16 protein-coding genes are annotated in these 22,538 nt (G+C 49.2%); 12 read left to right on the top strand and 4 right to left on the bottom strand.

Translation table 11 applies throughout. The features are described from left to right. Window positions 1–42: 42 nt before the first annotated feature. The 6 genes from carB (at window position 43) to NK638_RS03465 (ending at window position 9,339) form a co-directional block, all read left to right on the top strand. Window positions 43–3,306 (top strand): carbamoyl-phosphate synthase large subunit, encoded by a 3,264-nt coding sequence (gene carB, locus NK638_RS03490; protein ID WP_274631965.1) that lies wholly within the window; start codon window positions 43–45, stop codon window positions 3,304–3,306. 408 nt (window positions 3,307–3,714) lie between these two features. Beyond that, window positions 3,715–4,194: a transcription elongation factor GreA gene (greA, locus tag NK638_RS03485; RefSeq protein WP_274631964.1), complete on the top strand. Its 480-nt coding sequence runs from the start codon at window positions 3,715–3,717 to the stop codon at window positions 4,192–4,194. 411 nt (window positions 4,195–4,605) lie between these two features. Further along, on the top strand, window positions 4,606–5,472 hold the full coding sequence (locus NK638_RS03480) for a hypothetical protein (protein ID WP_274631963.1): 867 nt from the start codon (window positions 4,606–4,608) through the stop codon (window positions 5,470–5,472). Between the two features lie 206 nt (window positions 5,473–5,678). Next, on the top strand, window positions 5,679–6,947 hold the full coding sequence (locus NK638_RS03475; protein WP_105245142.1) for a putative DNA modification/repair radical SAM protein: 1,269 nt from the start codon (window positions 5,679–5,681) through the stop codon (window positions 6,945–6,947). A 12-nt stretch (window positions 6,948–6,959) separates the two neighbouring features. Continuing rightward, on the top strand, window positions 6,960–7,832 hold the full coding sequence (locus NK638_RS03470; RefSeq protein WP_274631962.1) for a TIGR03915 family putative DNA repair protein: 873 nt from the start codon (window positions 6,960–6,962) through the stop codon (window positions 7,830–7,832). Window positions 7,833–7,872: 40 nt separating this feature from the next. Continuing rightward, window positions 7,873–9,339, top strand: a complete 1,467-nt coding sequence (locus NK638_RS03465; protein WP_274631961.1) for a glycosyltransferase — start codon at window positions 7,873–7,875, stop codon at window positions 9,337–9,339. 13 nt (window positions 9,340–9,352) lie between these two features. Here the strand turns inward: NK638_RS03465 and NK638_RS03460 are convergent, their stop codons facing one another. Both NK638_RS03460 and NK638_RS03455 read right to left on the bottom strand, forming a co-directional pair. After that, window positions 9,353–10,144, bottom strand: a complete 792-nt coding sequence (locus NK638_RS03460; RefSeq protein WP_274631960.1) for a cupin domain-containing protein — start codon at window positions 10,142–10,144, stop codon at window positions 9,353–9,355. Then, a complete protein-coding gene (locus tag NK638_RS03455; protein ID WP_274631959.1) occupies window positions 10,119–10,859 on the bottom strand; it encodes a gamma-glutamyl-gamma-aminobutyrate hydrolase family protein in 741 nt (246 codons plus the stop codon). The genes NK638_RS03460 and NK638_RS03455 overlap by 26 nt, the downstream gene beginning before the upstream one ends. 247 nt (window positions 10,860–11,106) lie before the next feature. Between NK638_RS03455 and NK638_RS03450 the strand changes: the two genes are divergently transcribed. From NK638_RS03450 to NK638_RS03425, 6 genes are all read left to right on the top strand, one after another. After that, window positions 11,107–12,450 (top strand): glutamine synthetase family protein, encoded by a 1,344-nt coding sequence (locus tag NK638_RS03450; protein ID WP_274631958.1) that lies wholly within the window; start codon window positions 11,107–11,109, stop codon window positions 12,448–12,450. Between the two features lies 1 nt (window position 12,451). Next, on the top strand, window positions 12,452–13,816 hold the full coding sequence (locus NK638_RS03445) for an NAD(P)/FAD-dependent oxidoreductase (RefSeq protein ID WP_274631957.1): 1,365 nt from the start codon (window positions 12,452–12,454) through the stop codon (window positions 13,814–13,816). Between the two features lie 234 nt (window positions 13,817–14,050). Beyond that, on the top strand, window positions 14,051–15,544 hold the full coding sequence (locus NK638_RS03440; protein WP_274631956.1) for a Na+/H+ antiporter NhaC family protein: 1,494 nt from the start codon (window positions 14,051–14,053) through the stop codon (window positions 15,542–15,544). Window positions 15,545–15,781: 237 nt separating this feature from the next. After that, window positions 15,782–16,651 (top strand): N-carbamoylputrescine amidase, encoded by an 870-nt coding sequence (gene aguB, locus NK638_RS03435; protein WP_274631955.1) that lies wholly within the window; start codon window positions 15,782–15,784, stop codon window positions 16,649–16,651. A 68-nt stretch (window positions 16,652–16,719) separates the two neighbouring features. Continuing rightward, a complete protein-coding gene (gene aguA / locus NK638_RS03430; protein WP_274631954.1) occupies window positions 16,720–17,835 on the top strand; it encodes an agmatine deiminase in 1,116 nt (371 codons plus the stop codon). Between the two features lie 65 nt (window positions 17,836–17,900). Then, window positions 17,901–19,274 carry an NAD-dependent succinate-semialdehyde dehydrogenase gene (locus NK638_RS03425; protein WP_274631953.1) on the top strand — a complete coding sequence of 458 codons (1,374 nt, stop codon included), beginning with the start codon at window positions 17,901–17,903 and terminating at the stop codon, window positions 19,272–19,274. Between the two features lie 128 nt (window positions 19,275–19,402). On the opposite strand, the gene NK638_RS03420 is transcribed toward NK638_RS03425, so the two are convergent. Continuing rightward, window positions 19,403–20,845, bottom strand: coding sequence for an APC family permease (locus NK638_RS03420; protein WP_274631952.1), 1,443 nt, complete (start codon window positions 20,843–20,845; stop codon window positions 19,403–19,405). A 344-nt stretch (window positions 20,846–21,189) separates the two neighbouring features. Continuing rightward, window positions 21,190–22,419: an aspartate aminotransferase family protein gene (locus tag NK638_RS03415; protein WP_274631951.1), complete on the bottom strand. Its 1,230-nt coding sequence runs from the start codon at window positions 22,417–22,419 to the stop codon at window positions 21,190–21,192. Between the last annotated feature and the right edge of the window lie 119 nt (window positions 22,420–22,538).

The raw sequence follows: 22,538 nt of genomic DNA, 5'->3' as shown, positions 1-22,538 counted from the left end.
TAGATTACTCAAAATATCACCCAAACGAAGGTAGCCCTAACTATGCCAAAACGTACCGACATAAAAAGCATTCTTATCATTGGCGCAGGCCCTATCGTCATCGGCCAAGCATGTGAGTTTGACTACTCAGGCGCGCAGGCGTGTAAGGCGCTACGCGAGGAAGGCTACCGCGTCATCTTGGTCAATTCAAACCCTGCGACCATCATGACCGACCCTGTGATGGCCGATGCCACCTATATCGAGCCAATTACTTGGCAAACAGTCGAGCAAATCATCGCCAAAGAGCGCCCTGATGCTATTTTGCCGACGATGGGCGGCCAAACGGCGCTGAACTGCGCGCTGGATTTGGACAAGCACGGCATCCTTACCAAATATAACTGCGAGCTGATTGGCGCGACCAAAGACGCAATTGAGATGGCAGAGGATCGTGAGCTGTTTGACCAAGCCATGAAGCGTATCGGCCTTGAGTGCCCACGCGCCGAAACCGCTGAAACCATGGAAGAAGCCTTTGCTACCCAAGAAAAAATGGGCTACCCGTGTATCATTCGTCCGTCATTCACCATGGGCGGCTCAGGCGGCGGTATCGCCTACAACCGCGATGAATTTATCGAAATCTGCGAGCGCGGTTTTGATTTATCACCCAACCATCAGCTGCTTATCGATGAATCACTCATCGGCTGGAAAGAGTATGAGATGGAAGTGGTGCGTGACAAAAACGACAACTGCATCATCATTTGTGCGATTGAGAACTTTGACCCCATGGGCGTACACACGGGCGACTCTATCACTGTCGCGCCTGCGCAGACTTTGACCGATAAAGAATACCAAATCATGCGTAATGCCTCGCTTGCGGTACTGCGTGAGATTGGCGTCGAAACTGGCGGCTCAAACGTGCAGTTCGGTATTAACCCAGACACGGGCCGTATGGTCGTCATCGAGATGAACCCTCGCGTATCACGCTCGTCTGCCCTTGCCTCAAAAGCCACGGGTTTTCCGATTGCCAAAATCGCTGCAAAGTTAGCCGTTGGTTATACCCTAGACGAATTGCAAAATGACATCACAGGCGGCAAAACGCCAGCTAGCTTTGAGCCGGCGCTTGACTATGTCGTCACCAAAATCCCGCGTTTTAACTTTGAAAAATTCCCACAATCGGACAATATCCTCTCGACGCAAATGAAGTCAGTCGGTGAAGTCATGGCAATCGGCCGTAACTTCCAAGAGTCCATGCAAAAAGCCCTGCGCGGCATGGAAACAGGCTCAGACGGCTTTGATGAGCAAATCGATTTGACAAAAGTACCGGCTGACAAAGCGCGTTCTGAGATTATCAACCGTCTAACCATCCCAACGCCTGAGCGCATTTATTATCTGGCTGATGCCTTCCGCGTCGGTATGAGTGTCGATGACGTCTTTAATTACACCAAAATTGATCCATGGTTTTTGGTACAAATCGAAGACATCGTCAAAACTGAAGCACAGGTTAAAACCTTAGGCTTTGGCGGCTTAACTGAACAAAATATGCGTAGCTTTAAGCGTAAAGGCTTATCAGACCTGCGTTTGGCCAAGCTGCTCGGCATATCACAAAAGCAATTACGCAAAAAACGCTGGGATTTAGCCATTTATCCAGTCTACAAGCGCGTCGATACCTGTGCGGCAGAATTTGCCACCAGCACCGCCTACATGTACTCAACTTATGACAGCGAATGCGAGGCCAACCCAACCGATAAGAAAAAAATCATGGTGATCGGCGGTGGTCCTAACCGTATCGGTCAAGGGATTGAGTTTGACTATTGCTGTGTCCATGCTGCCCTCGCTATGCGCGAAGACGGCTATGAAACCATCATGGTCAACTGTAACCCAGAAACCGTCTCGACCGATTATGACACCTCAGACCGCCTCTACTTTGAGCCAATCACGCTAGAAGACGTGCTAGAGATCGTCCGTATCGAAAACCCAGACGGCGTCATCGTGCAGTTTGGCGGACAGACACCATTGAAACTGGCGCGCGCGTTAGAATCTGCTGGCGTAAAAATCATCGGTACCAGCCCTGATGCCATCGACCGCGCTGAAGACCGTGAGCGCTTCCAGCACATGATTCAGCAGCTAAACCTCGTGCAGCCATCAAACGCGCTAGCGACCAGCCTAGAAGATGGCTTGGTGAAAGCCAAAGACGTCGGCTATCCGTTAGTCGTTCGCCCATCATACGTCTTGGGTGGCCGCGCCATGGAAATTGTCTATAACGAAGACGAGCTAAAACACTATTTGCGTACCGCTGTACAAGCATCAAACGAAGCGCCCGTCCTATTAGACCGCTTTTTAGATGATGCCATTGAGGTCGATGTCGACTGTGTTTGTGACGGCACTGATGTGGTGATCGGCGGTATCATGCAGCATATCGAACAAGCAGGCGTCCACTCTGGCGACTCGGCATGTTCATTACCGCCTTACTCATTATCGGATGAGCTTTGCGATACCATGCGTGCGCAGACGGTAGCGATGGCAAAAGAGCTTGGCGTGGTCGGCCTAATGAACGTCCAATTCGCGGTAAAAGGTAACACCGTTTACATTCTAGAAGTGAACCCACGTGCCGCCCGTACCGTGCCGTTTGTCTCTAAGTGCATTGGCACCTCATTGGCGCAAGTGGCAGCGCGCTGTATGGCTGGCACTTCATTAAAAGATCAAGGCTTTACTACCGAGATTGTTCCTTCGTTTTACGCAGTAAAAGAAGCGGTCTTCCCGTTTGCCAAGTTCCCGGGGGTAGATCCTATCTTGAGCCCTGAGATGAAATCGACTGGTGAGGTCATGGGCGTTGGTAAAACCTTTGGCGAAGCGTTTTATAAGGCCATTATCGGTAGTAACGAGCGCCTGCCAGGCCTCCCTGTTGAAGGCGAAATCAAAACGGCCTTTATCTCGGTTCGTGATAGCGACAAGGCACAAATCGCCCCTATCGCGCGTCAGCTTGCTGATTTTGGCTTTAATATCGTCTCAACGACGGGCACGCAAAAGGTGCTCAGCGAAGCCGGTATTGCCAGCACTCAGATCAACAAAGTCACCGAAGGTCGTCCGCATATCGTTGATGCCTTGAAAAACGGCAAAATCGACCTTATTATAAATACTACCGAGGGCAAGCAGGCGCAAGAGGATTCATTCTCTATCCGCCGCAGCGCGCTACAGAATAAAGTGTTTTATGTCACGACCTTAGGTGCAGCGGATGCTGTCTGTAAATCTTATGCCATCGACTTGCCATTTGATGTCTATAAGCTACAAGATTTGCACGAGCAAGCAAAGGTGGTTGACGCGGCCCAATAATTTCAGTAGATTAAGCATTATCGTCAAGCAAATAAAACGCAGCGACAAAACGTGTCAAGCGTTTTGATACGACAATAATGCTTGAGAAGACGTTTACCAAGATAGACCCAAAAGCATAGTGGCTAAACTGCGACTATGCTTTTTATTATGTAAGATCACACGCGCATCTGCCCGTTGGTAAATGCGCCGACCCATGATCTTTTTAGCCTTTTCGTACCATGTATAAAGATCAGCAGAGCCAGTCAGACATGAGCAAGGACTACCCGTCGTAGCCTGCGCTGCGTTTGCCACCGCTCCTAGTATCTTTATGCTTGATACAATATAACTCTTTATATATCAAACCCATTGCAACAACACAGACACCATCTCATCTGAGGTGGTGTGGTGTTATTGGTTTAAGGAAAAAACATGCAACGTTACCCCATGACTCCCCAAGGACACGCGGCGCTAGAAGCCGAACTAAAACAGCTAAAAAGTGTCGATCGCCCTCGTATCACCGCCGCCATCGCCGAAGCCCGCGAGCACGGTGATCTAAAAGAAAACGCTGAATACCATGCGGCACGCGAGCAGCAAGGGTTTTGTGAAGCGCGTATTCGCGACATCGAAGCCAAGCTCGGCGCCGCACAGGTCATTGACCCGACGACCTTGCCAAACGATGGCCGAGTGGTATTTGGTGTGAGCGTAGTCATCGAAAACATGGATACCGAAGAAGAAAAACAATACAAAATCGTCGGTGACGATGAAGCGGATTTTAAAGCAGGCAAAATCTCTGTCAACTCACCCATCGCTCGCGGTTTGATTGGCAGGTTTGAAGGTGATGAAGTACGTATCGAAACGCCAAAAGGTATGGTGGAGTACGAAATCATGAAAGTCATCTATGACCAATAGCGCCCATTTTTATCTGCTTAGGGCGTGTTGAAAATACAAACATAGCACTGACAGAGACTATTTGTGAATGCTCAACATGCCCTAATAAGTAGCAGGTATTATAGACACCTTTTTTATAGCAGTTACACAATACCACTTTTATACTCAATTTGTTTTGCCGCATAATCATGACAAGTTTGCGTGCAAATCTCAAGTAAAGTGGCTCATTGATGCACTATTATTCAAAATAATGACGGCTTGATAGTTAAATAGCGCAGTTAAAGCGTGATTATAATTGACTGTCATCAGTACTCAATACCCCCGTTATTTGGCATGTATTACCGTGTCATTTAGCGGGGGTTTTGTTTAGGCCGTTACCTTTTGCCGCTTTATGATTGGTGATATTGACTGTTATTTTTTAAGGAGTCTTTTATGAGCTTGACATCGATACCTGTGGTTACTACCCACAAAACCATCCCCCAAAAAGCATCTGCAGCGATGGCGGTTTCTCTTTTTTTTACCGGCGCATTGCTTGCGGCCAACTTAGTACATGCTGCGCCTGAAGTGACCATCAACGCATCTGCTGGCAGTAGCACGACCGTCGTTGAGCAGTATGCTGATGGCAAAACAGCCACTATTACGGCAACGCCCAACGGTATTACGATGAAAGACGGTATGCCCTATGCGGTCACGCAAGTGACCACAGTGCCACGCTATACGGTGCACCAAAGTGGCAACGATACGGTCGTGACCCAAGGCCGCACCACGGTCACTAGCGTACCTGTCACCGAGCAGCTGACCCAAAAAACCAGCCGCGTCGATGTCATCACCGCTCCTACGACCACCGTCGTGACAAACCCGCCAGCAACGACGCAAATCGTATCCACCTCTGTAGATACCTTGCAATTGACGCCAACTTTTAGCACGCCTGGCATTGTCAATGCACAAACCAAGGTCATGAAGATATTAAAAAACAGCGACGGCCGCGAAATAGCCGTACCTGCCAACCATATCGCCCCAGGCGATGTGATTGAATATCACACCACCTATACCAATACCACCGCACAACCCGTTACTGACATCAATGCCATGGTATCGCTGCCAAATGGCGTGCAATTGCTGTCCTTAAATAGCCCGCTACCCACGCAGGCCACCACTGGCGGCGACAGCTATCAGACCATCCAGCAAGTTGGCAATACCGTGGTCATCAAAGAAAACTATTCTGGTCTTAAGTGGAATTTGTCTGACCTAAGCCCAAATGCTGCTCAGACCGTTGTCATACGAGCAAAGGTTCAGTAAAGATTATATTTTAGAGTCTGGTTATTTGATCACTCTGAAAATAACAAAAGGTCTTGCCGGTTCGTTTTATAGTCAGCAAGACCTTTTTATGACGTATCTTGCGACACTATCTGACGTGTTGTTTTGTATATTATCCTATAAATACAACGACTTAAGCCTGATTTTGCTAAAATACATACCTATAAATGATTTGGTAGATCACGCTTATGGCAGCCATCAATTATGAACGATTGCAAGGCAAGCTTAATATTTTAGCGGACGCGGCAAAATACGATGTCTCTTGTTCCTCCTCCGCTGGCACGCGCAAAAATCAAGGCGGTGGCCTCGGTGATGCCTCAAAGACAGGCATTTGCCACAGCTATACCGAAGACGGTCGCTGCGTCAGCTTGCTCAAAATTCTGCTGACCAATCACTGTATATACGACTGTGCTTATTGTACGTCACGTAAAAGCAATGACACCCCGCGCGCCGCCTTTACAGTGGAAGAAGTGGTGGATTTGACCATGCAGTTTTATCGCCGTAACTATATCGAGGGGCTGTTTCTCAGCTCAGGCATCTTTAAAAATGGCGACTACACCATGGAGCGACTGGTCGAGGTCGCCAAGATACTGCGTACTCGTGAGCGCTTTAACGGTTATATTCATCTAAAAACCATCCCTGGCGCGTCAAAAGAGCTATTGTTAGAAGCGGGGCTTTATGCAGACCGCTTGAGCGTCAATATCGAGATTCCTACCAAATCAGGGCTGGCGTTGCTCGCTCCAGAAAAATCTCACGACGAGCTAAAAGCGCCGATGCAGACGGTAAAAGAAGAAATCGTCACGATTCGTGAGAGCCGTAAAACCCATAAAAAAGCCCCCAAATTTACCCCAGCGGGTCAAACCAGTCAAATGATAGTTGGGGCTAGTAACGAAACAGACTTACAAGTGATTCAGCTATCGAGTCATTTTTATCAAACTTATGATCTCAAACGCGTCTACTACTCAGGGTACGTGCCGATGCTCTCTGACAATCGCCTGCCAGCGATAGGCACGCCGGTGCCCATGGTGCGCGAAAACCGCCTTTATCAAGCGGATTGGCTAATGCGTTTTTATGGTTTTGGCGCGCATGAAATCGTAGAGCCTGAGTCGCCATTTCTCGATTTAGACTGTGATCCAAAGCTCGCTTGGGCTATCCGTCATCGCGAGCATTTCCCTGTCAATATCCAAACGGCAAGCTACGAGATGATTGTACGCATCCCAGGTATCGGTACCAAAACCGCCAAAAAGATTGTGACAGCGCGTAAGTTTAATCAGTTGACCCTTTATCATCTCAAAAAAATGGGCGCGGCGGTCAATCGTGCCAAATATTTCATCGCCACCACTGGTAAAAACGAGCATCTCGCCCATCTGACCCGTGAGAACTTCCGCCAATATGTGCTGGCGCAAACACAGACCAAATATAAGGATCAGCGTAGTGGGCAATTAGCACTATTTTAAAAAGGAGCATATATGCTAGAGCTGGCCCTAAACACCGCGTACCCTGTTGGTCAATTGACACCCAGTATTGTGCTTTATGAGCCAAGTTTTGAAGGGTGGTTAAGTGCTGTCTTCTATGTTTATGCTAATAAATTACATGACGATGAAGCACTACAATTAATTGCCCAAGACTGTTATGTACCCTCATTGATTGCTCAAGCAACCAGCGTTGTGCCTAATGAGGAACATGCTGAGCGCGTGCTAGTCAAGCTAAACCAGCTGCTCGGCCGCTCAGGTATGCGCAACTTGCTGTGGGGGTTTTTATCAGAAAAAGAGCACATCGGCACAACATTATTTTGGGTGGTCAAATACGCCATCGATTATCCCAATCGCCATATCATGCAGGATGTCGGCAATTTGCATGTGCTCGAGCTGGTGCAAACGGTCAAATCTGTCGGCCGTGAAAAACACCGCATGGAAGCCTTTGTGCGCTTTGAGCACACCACCGATGATATTTACTTCGCTCGCGTGGAGCCGGACTTTAATGTGTTGCCACTCATAGGTGAGCATTTTCGGCAACGCTATCAAGACCAGCATTGGGCGATTTATGATATAACGCGCGGCTACGGCATTTATTACGACAAAAGCAACAGTACAGCCACGCGCCCTGCCGCTTTGCAGACCATCACTGATCTAGATGATGCCGTCCTGCGCCGCCCTGCCAGCATTCATAGCGCAGATGAGCGGCGCTATCAGCAGTTTTGGCAAGGCTATTTTACCAACGTCAATATAACTGAGCGCAAAAACCCACGCCTGCATCGGCAATACTTACCGCAGCGCTACTGGAAATACTTGAGCGAAAAACAAATACTACCCAATGCCGAGCATATCCAAAAGCGGCGCTAATGTTTTTTCGTTCCCATCCTTTATCTTCGTGGTTGAGTTTTTGCCACTTTTAACTGACAATAGCAACTTAATATTTGATTTGGTGACCCTCGCTGCTATGAAAGTGATGCGCTTATTATCGTCTTTAAAGCATGATGAATCCGAGCGCGGTATTTTTCATCTTGGCCGCGCCTTGGTCAAAAACGGTCACACCTCTATCATCGTCTCAAGCGCCGATGAAGAAAACGATCTGGTCAAACGTCTCAAGCGTGATGGCAACCATTATCATCAGCTGCACATGAACAAAAAATCGTGGCTGTCGTTGCTGCGCGTCAACGCCCTACGCCATCTGATCGAAAAATACGACCCCGATGTGATACATTTGCATTCGCGTACGCCTGCATGGATACTACATCTTGCCTTGCGCCGCGCGCGCCTAAAGCGCATGCCCAAGCTGGTGTCGACCATGTACGGCTTTTATCCCATCAATAAATATTCCCAAGCGCTGCTCGATGTCGACATCATCATTACTGTCTCCGATAGTGTCACCAACTACCTAAAAAAAGGCCTGCGCCGAGAAGACGCAGGACCCAAGGTCATCAAACGTATTTACCGCGGCGTCGACACCCGCCGTTACCCTTATCGGCACAATCCATCTGTCTATTGGCTACGGCATACCTTTGCCGAGTATCCTGAGCTTGAGCACAAAAAATGGCTGGTATTTCCCACCGTCATTGGTAATGAATATGGTCAAGAGTGGCTGATTGATATTTTGGGCAATTTGCAGGAGCAATTTCCCAATATTCATGTCATCATCATGGACGATGATTATAGAGATGGTGACGTGGTACACGAGGACTTTCGGCAGCGTACCAATACACTTGGGCTGGCCGAGCGCATCACCTACGTGGGTAGCAAGCGCAATGACATGCGCGAGTGGCTATCAGCGGCCAATATCGTCATGGCGCTCGCCAATGAGCCTGAGTCCATTGGTATCAACGCCCTACAAGCGATTCACCTAGGCACCCCCGTCATTGGCTGGGATCAAGCGGCATTCAGTGAGATATTACAGCCGTTATATCCCCAAGGGCTGGTCAAAAAGTACAATGCCAAGGCACTTTGTAAAGCGGTTCGCAATCAGCTAGAGAGTGTCACGCGCCCTGAGATGACCTCCAAATTTACCATGCGTGAGATGATTGAGGCGACTCTTGAGGTTTATCAATCACTGTATGACGCATCACTGGCTGAGGAGCAAGCGGCACAGGACGCCGCAGCGGTCAAACGAACCAATAAAAGCCTTAAGCAAGTAGCAAAATCCATTCCTGAGTCTACTTATGTAAAAATCGACCCAATCGATAGCCATACAAAAATTAAGCTGAGTAAAGAAAAACCCAAGCCGAAATCAGAAACACCGTCACAGTCACAGCCAGAATCAGAGCCGACCACTTTAGACTCAGACACTTTACGTTCAGACACTTCAAGCGCTAAGGCAGCAGACGACACAGTATCAAACAACAACCCACCATGATAGCAGCACTGACTTAGTAAGTCGTCGGCGTGTGCGCACTGACGATACGGGTGATACTGTCGCTTGGGTTAATAAAAGTATGCGGCTTCATCGTATCGATCACATAGCTGTCGCCTTGATTGAGCAGATAGGTGGTCTCTTCGACACGGATCAAAATCTTGCCTTCAATAACCGTGCCGATCTCCTCGCCCTCGTGGGCGATTTTTTCTTCTGTCGAACTATTAGGCTGATAAGTCTCAATCAAAAACCCCAAGTTTTTTGTGGTGCTGCAGTTATACACTTGTTTTAGCGACACCCGACTACCCGCCTCACTCAGCTCTAGCAAGTCTTTTGGTGTGACCACCACACGGGCTTTTGGCTCTTTCCACTCATCACTAAAAAACGTGGTCAGATCAGAGCCAAGCACAGTCAAAATCGCCTTTAGCGTATTGACCGCTGGGCTAACTTTGTTGCGCTCTATAGAGCTGATAGAAGTATTGGTCAGCCCTGCCAGCTTGGCCAGCTTGCGCTGTGAGTAGCCTTTGGCCAAGCGTAATTGGTTGATTTTTTTGCCGATATCTTCTTCAACAGACGCCTCTGTCTCGGCGGGCGTGGCGCTCGGCAGACTATCGTCTCCTGCGTCATCATCGCTGCAAACACTGTCGTCATCGCCCCCCTTATCATCACCTTCATTATTGACTCCTTTACTGGTATCGACATCGTTATTCGCCTCATTATCGGTATCGGTACTGGCGTCACAGCTGGCATCAGGGGTGTTGGTATCTCTATTATCTTCTTCGTTATTCAGTGCGTTGTTTGCTGGCATAGTGAATAAATTCCGTGAATAGAAACTTGGACAAGCTGTCTTTTTCATAGTTTAACTCAGGATGCCACTGCACACCAATCATAAATGGATGCTCAGATAAGCTTATCGCCTCGACTAGGCCATCAGGTGCCAGCGCCTCTACCAACAAGCGCTCACCGACTTTATTGATGGCTTGTTTATGCAAGGAGTTCACATGCCATTTTTTGCCAAACGCCGCCAGCCTACCTGCAGGCTCGATGATGACGTCATGGACGGGCTGATACTGCACTTCGAGCGGCTGACTGCTGTCCTCTAAGTGCGGCTCATAAAACCCTTTTACCTCGCGCCAATCAGGGTGAAGTGTGCCTTTAAAATGAACATTCATCTCTTGCAGACCACGGCACACTGCTAGCAGCGGCGTGTTTGTCTTGTCGGCGTAGGCGAGCAGCTTAAAACTCAGCTCATCGCGCCCAAGATCTTGCTTGGCTTCACGGTGCGTCGCTCCGTACCGCGTCGGCGCCACATTGCTATAACTGCCCGTCAATAAGATCCCATCGACCATAGCCAATAACGCCTCAAAGTTGCTGCTGTCCGCTGCGGTATTGGGAAGTAAGATGGGGTTGCCGCCGTAGAAGTTTACCGCATCGATGTATTTTTGATATACCGCTTGTGAGGGCTGACCGTCGATCATTTTGTAGCATGACACGATGGCGATAATCGGTTTGGCGTTTTTCATAATTGCGTTCCTTTGTCCGTCGCTTTATCTAGGCAGATACGCTCTCTTGCCTGATGCAATCCTTTGTTTAGCTAAAATCTAACACAACTTCTCATAAAATGTAAACTATAAAACTCAATATAGGATGTATTAATATAAAAACCATCAAAATTATTGAACAACTATAGTTTTCATACATATATTGGAAGTCATCAGCAACGGAGTAATCACAACCGCAGTAACAATAAAATTCATAGGAAGAATAGACATGACGACAACCAATGGAATGGTCGAATCTGACAATAACACCGAATACGTTTATGTGGCCGCTGGTGACATTAATGGTTTACTTCGCGGGAAACGCATTCCTTTTAATCAGATGGAAAAAGCAGAAAATGGTGCGATACGCTTACCGCTGTCGATCTTAGGCGTCGATATCTGGGGTGCTGATGTCATCGAATCCTCTCAGTGCAACGGCGATATAGACGCCATTGCTCGTCCTACCGGCCGCGCCGCCTACCCGTTACTCAACACCAGCGCCCCGTCAGCGCTACTACCCGTCTGGCTATACACCGAAGACAATGAGCCTTATTATGGTGACGCCAGACATGTACTCGATCACATCAGCAAAAAATTCAAAGCGCTGGGCCTGACGCCGGTGATGGCGACAGAGCTAGAATTTTATTTGGTCGACTATACCGAAGGCGAAACCCCCAGACCGCCTATCAGACCCAAAAGCGGCCTACGTCTCAACAAAACCTCCATCCTCAGTATCAATGATTTGTTGCAGTTTGATGAGTTTTTAGATGAAGTCTATGCCCAGTGCAAAAAGCTTGATATCCCTGTCGATGCCGCCTTGGCCGAAAACGGCTGTGGTCAGTTTGAGATAAACCTACTACACGTCGACGACCCATTAAAGGCCGCTGATGATGCGATATTGTTTAAACAAGTGGTCAAAGCTGTCGCCGCCCGCCGTCAGCTGACAGCAACCTTCATGGCAAAACCGTTTGGCCTACAGTCCGGCAATGGGTTTCATGTACATTGCAGCTTGTTGGACAAGGACGGTAATAATATCTTTGACGATGGCACAGATGAAGGCTCTGACATGTTGCGTCATGCGGTCGCAGGCCTGCTCAAAACCATGGCCGACTGTACCCTGCTCTTTGCCCCGCACGTCAACTCTTATCGCCGCTTCACCCCCGGCACCCTTGCCCCCAACAATATCTCATGGGGCTACGAAAACCGTACAGCCGCAGTCCGTATCCCTGGTGGCGATACAAAAGCGCGCCGTATCGAGCACCGCGTCTCTGGCGCTGATGCCAATCCTTATCTGGTTTGTAGTGCCGTGCTCGCAGGGATGCTCTATGGTATCGAAAACAAGCTGGCCGCGCCTGAGTCTATCAACAGCATCACCTATGACGATACGGAGCTCAAGACCCTACCCCTAGATTGGTTATCAGCCATTCGTAAGTTTGAAAGTAGCGATATCATCGACTCTTTGTTTCCACGCGAGATGATCGAACTATTAATCGCGGTCAAAAAGCAAGAAGCCAAACGCTTCGCCCAGCAAGTCACCAACCTTGAATACCTCACCTATTTACAGGATGTCTGATATGTCAAATAGCAACTTAAATGCTCATGCAGCAATGCCACAAAACTTGCCATCCAACAACGCGCGCAATATTCCGCATTATTCAAATCAAGGCCAATACCCTGACAGCTATTATGCCGCCAGTCGCAACCCAAAGCCGGACAGACCGACGCTCAAAAACGACATTCAAGCAGAAATTTGTGTGGTGGGCGGCGGCTATAGTGGCCTATCAACAGCGCTGCACCTCATCGAGACCGAACATGAAGTCGTCGTCCTCGAAGGCGCGCAAATCGGTTGGGGTGCCTCAGGGCGCAACGGCGGTCAGATCGTCAATGGCCTAAACGCCAGCCTACAAAAAATCAAAAAATCCTATGGCCAACAAAATGCTGACTTCGTCGGTCAGCTGGTGACTCGCGGTGGCCAAATCATTCGCCGGTTTGTCACTGATTATAATATTGACTGCGATTTAAAAGAAAAAAACATCTTTGCCGCCCTCAATAGAGGCCAGCTAAAAGACTTACAAGAGACGCATGCCCTTTGGGAGCGCCACGGTATGCATGATCGTGAAATGCTAGACAAAAACGGCATTCAACAGCATATCAAAACTGATGCCTATGTCGGCGGTGTCATCGACCACTCAGGCGGCCATTTGCATCCACTCAACCTCGCCCTCGGTGAGGCGGCAGCAATCGAACAAGGCGGCGGCACCATCTACGAAAACACCCTAGTGGTGGATATTGAGTATGCCGATGACCACATCAAAGTCATCACCGAGTTTGGCTCAGTGACCTGTCAGCAGGCGGTACTGTGCGGCAATGCCTATCTAAATAAAGTCATTCCAAAGTTGACGGACCGCGTCATGCCGGTCTCGACGCAGATTATCGCCACCGAACCGCTAGGAGAGCTGGCCGATCAGCTGCTACCGACCGATGTCTGTGTCGAGGATGTGCGCTATATTCTTGACTACTATCGCCTCTCAGCGGACAAACGCATGCTGTTTGGAGGCGGCACGGTCTATGGCGGCCAAGACCCCGCCGATATCACCGCCAAAATCCGCCCAAATATGAACAAAATCTTCCCAGAGTTACGCGATGTCAAGATTGACTATGCGTGGAGCGGCAACTTTGCCTTGTCGTTTTCGCGAGTGCCGCAGATGGGCAAACTACATGAGCGGGTATTTTTTGCTCATGGCTATAGTGGACATGGCGTCACAGGCTCGCATCTGTTTGGACAAATACTCGCCGACGCCATCAATGGCAAAACCAAAGAGTTTGATACTTTTGCCAAAATACCTTGGATTCCCTTTCCTGGTGGCCGCGCCCTACGTGTGCCCTACTCTGTGATGGGCTCTTGGTGGTATGCGCTAAAAGACACCACAGGCTTATGATGGTATCAATCCCTTGACGTGTACTCAGCGCCTCAAGACGAGGTACTTATCAAGCGTCAGTCTCGCTTTTTGAGTCACCCGTTTTCGCGTTTGGTCTATTGCTACACCCCCTTATCATAACAACGGATTGTTGTGATAAGGCTTGGTAGAAAGTGGGTTTGCCTGCTGTCTACTGGGCGTCAATCATAAAATAGAGCTTGTTCTATCAAACAAAGTTTTACAGGGAGCGTAAGTATGAACATGAAACTCAATGATGCTGTCGAGGGGCAATATCATAACAAACGAGTCTTTATTACCGTCATCGCCGCAGTCGCCATCTATCTGGCGTTTGCTTGGTTATCGTCCAACCACGACCCAGGCGAGTCTTGGGGCGCGTTGTCTTTATTACCCACCTTGTTGGTACTCATCACCGCTATCGTCTCTAGACGGCCATTTGAATCCATGATCGCAGGCTGTGTCGCAGGTCTTGTGATGCTCAACCCCTTCGATCTGGTATCGCCGTTTGCTGATAATATGTCGATGGTCTTGGGTAATGAGACCATTATTTGGATTATCTTAGTTTGCGGCTTGATGGGCGGGCTGATTCAGCTCCTTGAGATCAGCGGCTGTCTCGATGGCTTTAGCGAATGGCTCCAAAAAATCATCAAATCGCGGCGGCAGTCTTTGCTTGCCACCTTTGCCCTTGGGGTGATTGTTTTTATTGATGATTATCTCAACTGTCTGGCAGTATCGACATCAGTCAAAAAACTGACCGACGCCTATAGCGTCTCACGCGAAAAACTGGCTTATATCGTCGACTCAACCGCTGCGCCCATGTGTATCATCGTCCCTATCTCTACGTGGGCGGTATATTTTGCGGGTCTATTAGAAGAAAATGGTGTGGCAGGAGATGGCAAAGGCATTGGGCTTTATATCAGTGCAATTCCGTATATGGCCTATGCTTGGTTTGCCTTACTTATCGTGTTTTTGGTGGCGTATGGTGTCCTTGGCAATTGGGGACCGATGAAAAAAGCCGAGGCGCGTGCCAAAGCAGGCAAGCCTGTCCCAGAGGATTTTGTAGAAGAGCAGCTGGTCTCAAACGTCAAAGCCAAGCGCAAGCTATCATTTAAAGCCAATATCATGAACTTTGCCTTTCCCATGATTTTGCTGATTATCTCGACCGTTTATTTTGAGATTGATCTGCTGCGCGGGGCATTATTGACTTGTTTTGTGACCGTTATTCTCTACTGGGTGCAGGGTATTTTGAGCTTTGAGACCCAGATGGAGGCGGTATTTAAAGGCTTTAAAGTCATGCTCTACCCTCTCTCGACCGTCATTGGCGGGTTTTTTCTAAAAGCCATCAACGATGAGCTTGGCATGACCACGTATGTGATTGAGGCCATCACCCCTTATATGACGGTTGTTATTTTCCCTGCGGTTATCTTTGCGGTTATGGCGTTTTTGACCTTTGCCACCTCATCAAGCTGGGGTCTATACGTCCTTGCCATGCCAATTGTTTTTCCGATCTCATTGGCCTTAGGCGTCAACACTCCGCTTATGATCGGCGCGCTGCTGTCTGCCTCATCATTTGGTAGTCATGCTTGTTTCTTTAGTGACTCCTCATTACTCGCCGCCCAAGGCGCTGGCTGCTCACCCATGCAGCATGCATTTACCCAGTTCCCTTATGCGATGCTCGGCGCGGTATTATCTGTCATTACCTTCTTAGGTTTGGGCATTATGATGGCGTAAGCTTGGCTGCCGAGCAGGCAATATACGAGCGATACCGGACGATACCATGTTAAGTACTGCGCGATGCAGACTGCTCGGCAAATAACGGACAAGTGGGCAAGGACGCTTAGGTCATTGCCCATTATTTACCACTCTGCCGTTAGGATTGGCCCTCGAGGTAAGCGCTGCCTAGCGACATGGGCCCAAAATGGCTAGATTTGATACTAATCTAATTGGATACTAACAAGGAATAAAAATATGCGTACTGTTACCGTTGCGGCCACTCAGATGACTTGCGGCTGGGATATACAACAAAACATCGCCGCCGCCACCGATTTGGTGACCAAAGCGGCCAACGCTGGCGCCAATATTATCTTGCTACAAGAGCTATTTGAGACGCCTTATTTTTGCCAAGTACATGACTTTGATTATTTTAAACTGGCAAGCTCAGTCGAAGATAACGCCGCTATCACGCATTTTAAAAAACTGGCCAAAGCGTTAGAAGTGGTGCTACCGATTAGCTTTTATGAAAAATCGGGCAATACTTTTTTTAATAGCGTCACCATCATCGATGCCGATGGCGAGATACTGGGCACCTATCGCAAAACCCACATACCAGACGGTATCCCTTATGCCGAAAAATTTTACTTCACGCCTGGAGATACAGGTTTTAAAGTCTGGGAAACCAAGTACGCCAAGATAGGCGTCGGTATCTGCTGGGATCAGTGGTTTCCTGAATGCGCGCGCAGTATGGCGCTGATGGGTGCCGAGATTTTGTTTTATCCGACAGCGATTGGTGATGAGCCCACACTGGGCATTGACTCAAAAGGGCATTGGCAACGCTGTATGCAGGGGCATGCGGCGGCCAACCTAATGCCTGTGGTGGCCGCAAATCGTATCGGCACAGAGACCATTCGCCAAAATACTCATGACAGCACTCTGCAATTTTATGGTAGCTCATTTATCACCGATGGGCGCGGCGAGATTATCCAAGAAGCATCAACAGATAACCAAGAGGTCATCACAGCAACTTTTGACTTAGATAAGCTGGCAATCGATCGCCGGCAATGGGGCGTGTTTCGTGACCGCCGCCCATCGATGTACGCCACCTTGCTCACACATGGCTAATGGCATACTGGCTCATAAGACTGTCATAAGATTGCAAACTGATTTGCCTGAACCCGAGGTACGTTTATATGTCATTATCTTCCAATTTACTAATCACAGACTCTATGCCGCAGCAAGACGGCTTTTTTATGCCAGCAGAGTTTGCGCCGATAAAAAAAGTCTGGATAATCTGGCCATACAGGGCCGATAACTGGCGGCAAAACGCGGCTCCGGCGAAGGCCGCGTATGCCGATGTCGCGCAGGCGATTCGTAAATTTTGTGACGTCGGCGTATTGGTCAGTCCTACTGACTATCTCGCCTGCCGCGCACGCTTACCCGCCGATATCGAGGTCATCGCTATGCCCAGCAACGACGCATGGGCGCGTGATATCGTGCCGACGTTTTTGCTCAACGATAAAGGTGAGCTGCGCGCTTGTGATTGGACCTTTAATGCTTGGGGCGGTGACTATGACGGTCTATACTCACCTTGGGATGACGATGACAAACTGGCCGCACGCCTGTGCGAGTATCTAGATATCCAGCGCTATCGTACTGAGGGATTTGTGATGGAGGGCGGCGCGTTTCATGTCGATGGTGAAGGCACGCTCTTGACGACTCGTATGTGCTTGCTGAGCGCTGGACGCAATCCGCAGCTCAGCGAGCGACAAATCGAAGACCAGCTAAAAGCATATCTGAATGTACAAAAAGTGCTGTGGCTCGATGACGGTATCGACCCCGACGAGACCACCGGCCATATCGACGATATCGCGTGCTTTGCCCGTCCCGGTGAGGTGGTTTGTCTATACACCGACGACCCTGAGCACCCCTTTTATGAGGCGACCCAAAAAGCCTATCAGCAGCTATCTACGATGACGGATGCCAAAGGCCGACGCTTGACGGTACATCAGCTGTGCTGCACCAAAGTACCTGTCACCCTACCCGATGACTATGAGATTGAGCAATCTGACGATGCCAAAGCGCGCCATGCAGGCGATGTCTGTATCGCCTCGTATGCCAATTTTTTGATCTGCAATGATGCCATTATCGTGCCGCAATATGATGATGTACATGACAGCTTGGCCATTACTCAGCTTGAAAAAATCTTTCCGCAGCATCAGGTAGTAGGCGTACGTACCAAAGAGATTGTCTATGGTGGTGGTAATATCCACTGTATTACCCAGCAGCAACCCAAATGCCTTGCTTAAACAGATAAACTTAAGCGACTAGGCAAAAAACCTAAACGGATTTTAACGCTAACTAAGGAATATATATGAGCGACTATCAAGTAAATAACCCAGCCACGGGCGAAGTAGAAGCCACTTATCCGGCCGCCTCTGAGCAAGACATCCAAAACGCCATTGAGCAAGCCGATAACGCTTATAAAGACTGGCATCAAGTGTCATTTGACGAGCGCAGCGCTTTATTGCACAAGGTCGCTGATCTGTATCTTGAGCGCCAAGATACGCTGGCGCGCATCGTCGCCACAGAGATGGGCAAACCCGTAGCGCAGGCCAAAGGTGAGATTGGTTTGGTGGCTGAGATTTATCGCTACTATGCCGATAATGCCGAGCAGCTACTTGCGCCAAGTATCATCGAGGTCGATAGCGGTCACGCCTCCGTCGAGAAGCACCCTGTCGGGGCGTTACTTGGCATCATGCCGTGGAACTACCCTCATTATCAGGTCGCGCGATTTGCCGCACCAAATCTCATGGCGGGCAACACCATTATCCTAAAGCACGCGCCGCAGTGCCCCAAAACCGCAGAAGCCATCGTCGACATTCTAAAGGACGCAGGCTTGCCTAAGGGCGTCTACAACAATGTGTTTGCCACCAACGAGCAAGCCGCCACTATTATTGAAGACGAGCGCGTACAAGGCGTCTCGCTGACAGGCTCTGAGCGCGCAGGCCAAGCGGTCGCCAAAATAGCTGGCGGCGCGCTCAAAAAAGTCGTCTTAGAGCTTGGCGGCTCAGATGCGTTTATTGTCGCGGCCGATGCCGATATCGAGCAAGCCGTCAAAGGGGCAATCTCAGGGCGGTTTGGCAATACCGGACAAGCCTGTAATGCAGCCAAGCGCCTGATCATCATCGAGTCGGTCTTTGACAAGTTCGTTGAGGGCTTTACCAATGCCGTCCGTGACATGACACTGGCAGACCCCCTTGATGAGCGCACCTTTATCGGCCCAATGTCCTCAAAAGCCGCCGCGACCAACTTACAAGCACAGTTAGACAGCGCCATCAAAGCCGGTGCCACGGTACTGGTTGAGGGTGGGATGATCAAAGACAAACCCGGCGCATGGTTTGCGCCTGCCGTTCTGACTGATGTCGATGAGTCGATGGATGTCTACCGTGAGGAGTTGTTTGGTCCTGTGGCCGTCGTCTATAAGGCGCGTGATATCGAGCATGCTATCCAGATCGCCAACGACGTGCCATTTGGTCTTGGCGCTTCTATTCAGACGCAAGATGCTGACTTGGCTGCTGATATCGCCGACAAGCTAGATGTCGGTATGGTGACCATCAACGCCCCTTCTGGTAGCGAGGCAAATACGCCATTTGGCGGGGTCAAACGCTCAGGGTTTGGCCGCGAGCTTGGCACGCTGGGTATCACTGAGTTTTTAAACCATAAGCTGATTCGTGACAAGTCTTAATGCACCTTGGCCACGCCCAATGACAAAATAGCAGCCTAACATGAACTGTCAGGCTGCTGTTTTGGGCGATGAGAAGCCCGCGGTTTTAAGCTTTCTTTCTATTTTCAGAGCGGCTCTCTTTACCGATCTTAGCGTTTAGGCGGGTTGTCCTTGAGCCACAGTTGGTTGACAATCTTTAATTGACGCAACTCTTCTGTCATGATCGACTCACTGATACCAGGGTATTTGATACGTGCATAGCTATATAACACAATGCCCAGCACCGTCCAGCCAAGGAAGATCCACCACTCAACTGCGGTCAGTGCTGATGGCATGCCTGGCATATATAGCATCAACAGACCAATGCTCAGCGCAATCGTCACCATACCGACCAGCTTACCTGCCGGTATCTTAAATGGACGTACCATATCAGGCTCGCGGTAACGCAGCACCAAAAAGGAGATCGCCACACAGCTATAAGCGATGACAATCCCAAAACCGCCTGCATCGACGATCCATACTAGCATCTTGCGACCAAATAATGGCGCAAGCGTCGCAAGACCTCCGATTAATAAGATCGCATTGGCGGGTGTGTTATATTTAGGATGCAGCTTGCCCAAAAACGCTGGCAACATATGTGCTTTTGACATGGCATAAAGTAGACGGCTGCCACCGATCAAAAAAGCATTCCAGCTGGATAAAATACCCAGTACACCGCCGATAACCAATAAGATACCAGCCCACTTGCCCTGCCAAGCATTGGTCATCGCATCTGCGGTCGCAAGCGTTGAATTCTCTGCTTGTATCAGCGGTAAAGTGGTGCCCACACTCCACGCAATACCCACATACCACAACACCGCCACAATGATAGAGACAATCAAAAACTTGCCAATATTGGGACGCGTCAGGTCAATCTCTTCTGCTGCCTGCGGGATGACATCAAACCCGACAAACATAAAGGGCACCATCACGATGACGGCCATAATACCGCCGATACCAGCGATAAAGGCGGGGGCTTGTACAGAGTTTGTATTTTCAGGATTAAACAGTACCGCACCGATAAACAGTAGCGTACCGACAAATAAAATACCCAGTACCGCTGTTTTTTGGAACCATGCACTGACTTCCATACCACGAATATTTAGCCAAGTGACAATAATCGAACCCAGCATACCGACGCCTACCCAGGTGGCATAGACATCCCAGCCGGCGATGGTCCAAAGATAGCCTTGGTTGTAATTGGGAATAAAATACTCGACCACCGTTGGCAGGGCGACCGCTTCAAACGCCACCACCGAAAAATACCCAAATAAAATGCTCCATGAGCAGATAAAGGAGACATTTACCCCCAGCGCCCGATGCGTATAAGTATGCTCGCCGCCTGTAATCGGCATAGAAGCGGCCAGCTCAGCATACGTCACACCAATTAGTATCACGGCCAAACCGCCTATCAAAAACGCCAGCATTGCGCCCCACGTTCCTGCAGACAAAATCCAACCACCAGCCAAGACTACCCAGCCCCAGCCAACCATAGCACCGAATGCTAAGGCTATAATATCTAGCGTCCCTAACGATTTTTTTAATTCAGACATAACCTGCTCCTTGTCTGTGTGTCATCCGTGTGAACCTTTGATGGTTACACTATCTTTTGTTTAGCGGGATAGTACCCTTCATAATTATCATATATCCCTTTTTGTCCATGCCGTCGTTTGCATCTTGCTTAATAGGCAAACGACAAAAACAGCAACGGCGTCTTGACTTGCAAGACGCCGTTAGAAAAAATGTACTCAAAGCGAGTGCCATCATGGGCAATCTTGCTGTATAAACCTAACCCTGCCAACCAAGAACACCGCTTGATTGACAAGGGTACATCACACCATACAGGATTCAATCGCAAGCCAAGGTAGATGACCACCGATTGAGTTAAAAACATAAACTAGGCGGTTAAGATATTTTTGATGATATCTAGGCCTTCTTGGAGTACTTCATCTTCGACTGTCAGCGGCACCATCACACGGATGGCATTGCCGTACATACCGCAAGAGGCAAGCAGCAAGCCTTGCTCAAAGGCTTTGGCTTTTAGATCAGCAGTTGCTGCGGCATCCGGCTTGCCATCACTATCGATCAATTCAAATGCCAACATCGCGCCTTTGTAGCGGATATGACCGATAGTACTTACATTTAAGCCTTTTAAGAAAGTTGCTATTTTATCGCCAATCTCCACACTACGCACCAGTAGGTTTTCTTCTTCGATGACTTCCATCACGGCCAAAGCGGCCACACAGGCAAGCGGGTTGCCAGAGTATGTGCCGCCCAAACCGCCAACTTGCGGCGCATCCATGATATCAGCACGGCCGATGACCGCAGAGATAGGATAACCACCTGCCAAACTCTTGGCACTGGTCATAAGATCTGGCTCAACGCCCAATTGCTCACCAGCAAACAAGGTGCCTGTACGAGCAAAACCGCACTGCACTTCATCAAAGATAAGAACGATGCCATGCTCATCACAAATCTCGCGCAGCGCTTTGGCAAATGACGGCGTCACTTGGTGAAAAGCCGCCACTTCGCTAGGGTCGATGTCTGCTTGAAAAATCATCTCAAGGCTATGCAGGGATTGGGCTTCGGTGACGTTCAGCTCTTCTGCTGGAAATAAAGCATGAAACACAGGGCCTGGCATCGGACCGAAGTTCTTTTTGTATGGCAATACTTTACCTGTCAAGCTCATGCACATGGAGGTGCGGCCATGCCAGCCACCGACAAAAGAGATGATACCTGGACGCCCAGTTTTGGCACGAGCAATCTTGACGCAGTTTTCGACCGCCTCTGCGCCAGTGGTCAAAAACAAGGCTTTTTTGTCACCGCTGATGGGCGCTTTTTCGCAGAGCTTTTCGGCCAGATCGACATAGCACTCGTAGTTCATGATTTGCGCGGCGGTATGGGTAAACTTGTCTAGCTGCTCATGGACGCGCTGGGTGATTTTGGGATGGCTGTGGCCGGTGTTGAGTACAGAGATACCGCCGATAAAGTCGATATAGCGATTGCCTTCTACATCCCAAACTTCTGAGTTTTTGGCTTTTTCTGCAAAGACAGGAAAGGCCACACCAAGTCCAGTTGGTAGAATAGCTTTACGGCGCTCGAGTAATGATTGATTGGTGATTGTCATAAGAAGGTCCTTTTTCTTTCTTTTTTGCGTAGGTGCCAGTTGCGTCATGGCGGTTTATGGGATCAGTACAAACGATAGATGGGACGCATCACTCTGACGAGCGTCTGAGTCCCTTGAGC

This window comes from Psychrobacter sp. A3 (genome assembly GCF_028823565.1).
Taxonomy (GTDB): Bacteria; Pseudomonadota; Gammaproteobacteria; order Pseudomonadales; family Moraxellaceae; genus Psychrobacter; species Psychrobacter celer.
Note: the sequence above shows the minus strand (reverse complement) of the source record. Positions and strands in the feature narration are given on the sequence as shown.

Excerpts from the sequence above, each read along its gene's own strand:
- greA (WP_274631964.1), top strand. The coding sequence starts at position 3,715 with ATGCAACGTTACCCCATGACTCCCCAAGGACACGCGGCGCTAGAAGCC.
- NK638_RS03470 (WP_274631962.1), top strand. The coding sequence starts at position 6,960 with ATGCTAGAGCTGGCCCTAAACACCGCGTACCCTGTTGGTCAATTGACA.
- NK638_RS03455 (WP_274631959.1), bottom strand. The coding sequence starts at position 10,859 with ATGAAAAACGCCAAACCGATTATCGCCATCGTGTCATGCTACAAAATG.
- aguA (WP_274631954.1), top strand. The coding sequence starts at position 16,720 with ATGTCATTATCTTCCAATTTACTAATCACAGACTCTATGCCGCAGCAA.
- NK638_RS03415 (WP_274631951.1), bottom strand. The coding sequence starts at position 22,419 with ATGACAATCACCAATCAATCATTACTCGAGCGCCGTAAAGCTATTCTA.
- NK638_RS03475 (WP_105245142.1), top strand. The coding sequence starts at position 5,679 with ATGGCAGCCATCAATTATGAACGATTGCAAGGCAAGCTTAATATTTTA.
- NK638_RS03440 (WP_274631956.1), top strand. The coding sequence starts at position 14,051 with ATGAACATGAAACTCAATGATGCTGTCGAGGGGCAATATCATAACAAA.
- NK638_RS03445 (WP_274631957.1), top strand. The coding sequence starts at position 12,452 with ATGTCAAATAGCAACTTAAATGCTCATGCAGCAATGCCACAAAACTTG.
- aguB (WP_274631955.1), top strand. The coding sequence starts at position 15,782 with ATGCGTACTGTTACCGTTGCGGCCACTCAGATGACTTGCGGCTGGGAT.
- NK638_RS03480 (WP_274631963.1), top strand. The coding sequence starts at position 4,606 with ATGAGCTTGACATCGATACCTGTGGTTACTACCCACAAAACCATCCCC.
- NK638_RS03460 (WP_274631960.1), bottom strand. The coding sequence starts at position 10,144 with ATGCCAGCAAACAACGCACTGAATAACGAAGAAGATAATAGAGATACC.
- NK638_RS03420 (WP_274631952.1), bottom strand. The coding sequence starts at position 20,845 with ATGTCTGAATTAAAAAAATCGTTAGGGACGCTAGATATTATAGCCTTA.
- carB (WP_274631965.1), top strand. The coding sequence starts at position 43 with ATGCCAAAACGTACCGACATAAAAAGCATTCTTATCATTGGCGCAGGC.
- NK638_RS03450 (WP_274631958.1), top strand. The coding sequence starts at position 11,107 with ATGACGACAACCAATGGAATGGTCGAATCTGACAATAACACCGAATAC.
- NK638_RS03425 (WP_274631953.1), top strand. The coding sequence starts at position 17,901 with ATGAGCGACTATCAAGTAAATAACCCAGCCACGGGCGAAGTAGAAGCC.